Below are 1,343 nucleotides of genomic sequence, written 5' to 3'. Positions count from 1 at the left end.
TTCCGCTTCCGCCCTCGCCTGCCCGATCGCGCCGGCGAGCCGCGCCGCGCCGCCGAGGCAGGGGTCGTTCGCCCGGCAGGCCGCGCCGGTCGCGCGCGCCACGGGTTCGTGCCGGCTGTGGAAGTCGTTGACATGGACGATGCGCACCCGCCGCGCGCCCTGGGCGCGGGCCGGGCGCAGGAAGGGCGCGGCGAGGCCGGCGGCGAGGAGGAAGCGGCGGGAGAGCAGCATGGCGGGCCTCGAACGGCGGGTCTGCCGCAATCCTGCCCTGTCCCGTGAGGATTGTCCCTTGCCGCATCCGGCCCGCGGGTCCAAACCCGCCATGTCGGAATCCTCCAGCAACCCTGGCCGGGGCGCGATGCAGGTCTACCTGCCCATCGCCGAGATGAGTGTCGATGCCCTGCTGCTGCTGGGCATCGGCTTCGGCGTGGGCTGGCTCTCGGGCCTGTTCGGCGTGGGCGGCGGATTCCTGCTGACCCCGTTGCTGATCCTGATCGGCATTCCTTCCCCCGTCGCGGTCGCCTCGGGCGCCAACCAGACGCTCGGCGCCTCGGTCTCGGGCCTCATCGCGCAATGGCGGCGGGACAATGTCGATGCGCGCATGGGGGTGGTGCTGCTGGCCGGCGGCATCATCGGCTCGGCGCTCGGCGTGCAGTTGTTCGCGCTGCTGCGGCGGGCGGGCCAGGTCGACCTCGCCGTCGCCGTCTTCTACGTGGTGGTGCTGGGCACGGTCGGGCTGCTGATGGTGCGGGAGAGCGTGCGCGCCATCCTGCGCCGCCGGCGCACCGGCTCGGCCGCCGCCGCCCGCGCGCATGAGCACACCTGGCTGCACGGCCTGCCCTTCAAGATCCGCTTCCGCAAGTCGCGCCTGTACATCTCCATCGTGCCGCCGCTGCTGATCGGCTTCGGCATCGGCGTGCTGTCGGCCGTGATGGGGGTGGGCGGCGGCTTCATGCTGGTGCCGGCAATGATCTACCTGCTGGGGATGCCGACCAGCGTCGTCATCGGCACCTCCCTGTTCCAGGTCGTGTTCGTCTCGGCGAACGTGACGCTGCTGCAGGCGCTGCAGGTGGGCAGCGTGGACATCGTCCTGACCCTGCTGCTGCTGGCCGGCGGCGTCGCCGGGGCGCAGTTCGGCGCCGCCATGGGCACGAAGCTGCGGGGGGAGGAGACGCGCGCGCTGCTCGGCCTGCTCGTTCTGAGCGTGGCGCTCGGCCTGCTGTGGGACCTGGTGCGCGCGCCGGAAAACCTCTTTGCCATCGGGCCCGTGCCGTGACGCGGCGCGCGGCGCTGGCGCTGCTCGCCGCGCTCTGGACCGGCGCGGCGGCGGCGCAGGCGCCCCC

The 1,343-nt window shown here is 73.3% G+C and carries 1 protein-coding gene and 1 pseudogene; one reads left to right on the top strand and one right to left on the bottom strand.

All coding sequences use genetic code 11. From position 1 onward, the window contains the following. Positions 1-231 (bottom strand): annotated as a pseudogene (locus HW577_RS25095) (bifunctional metallophosphatase/5'-nucleotidase); the annotation flags it as partial. Between the two features lie 58 nt (positions 232-289). Between HW577_RS25095 and HW577_RS25090 the strand changes: the two are divergent. After that, on the top strand, positions 290-1,276 hold the full coding sequence (locus HW577_RS25090; protein ID WP_419956610.1) for a sulfite exporter TauE/SafE family protein: 987 nt from the start codon (positions 290-292) through the stop codon (positions 1,274-1,276). The last annotated feature ends 67 nt before the right edge of the window (positions 1,277-1,343 follow it).

The sequence above is a fragment of the Neoroseomonas rubea genome (assembly GCF_016106015.1).
Lineage (GTDB): Bacteria > Pseudomonadota > Alphaproteobacteria > Acetobacterales > Acetobacteraceae > Neoroseomonas > Neoroseomonas rubea.
This window is presented reverse-complemented; position numbering and strand designations above follow the sequence as displayed.